A 578-nucleotide genomic window follows, 5' to 3' on the forward strand; every position below is an offset into this window, starting at 1 on the left:
TGACTGGATCCCTGTGGGTGGGTCCACCAGTTGTGAGAGTTCTGATGCACCAGAATGGGTGCAGAAGGAGACGATCACACCATGTCACGACGTCGGCACACGCCCGAGCAGATCATCCGCAAGCTCCGCGAGGGTGAGCGGCTACTCGGTGAGAACTTCACGATCGAGGACGTGTGCAAGCACCTCGAGATCTCCGATGCGACCTGGCATCGCTGGCGGAACCAATACGGTGGGATGAAATCCGAGGACGCCAAGAGGTTGAAAGAACTCGAACGTGAGAATGCCCGGTTGAAGCGGATGGTCGCTGATCAGGCCCTCGATATCGACATGCTCAAGGAGCTGAACCGGGGAAACTACTGAGCCCGGACCGCCGCCGCAGGGCCGTTCAGGTGCTGCGGGAGCGGTTCGGGGTTTCCGAACGACGAGCGTGCCGGATCGCGGGGCAACCCCGTTCGACCCAACGCCGCCGCCCGCCGGGCCCGGCCGAGACCGAGCGGGTCCTCACCGGGCGGCTCCGCGAGATTTCGCGGGCGTATCCGCGGTGGGGATGGCGCAAAGCGCACGCGTTGTGCCGGGCC

General features: G+C 64.5%; 1 pseudogene. It reads left to right on the forward strand.

Features of this window, described 5'->3' with window-relative positions:
- Positions 1-81: 81 nt before the first annotated feature.
- Positions 82-578 (forward strand): annotated as a pseudogene (locus NFL01S_RS33815) (transposase); the annotation flags it as partial.

It is taken from the genome of Nocardia flavorosea NBRC 108225, from assembly GCF_001613385.1.
Lineage (GTDB): Bacteria > Actinomycetota > Actinomycetes > Mycobacteriales > Mycobacteriaceae > Nocardia > Nocardia flavorosea.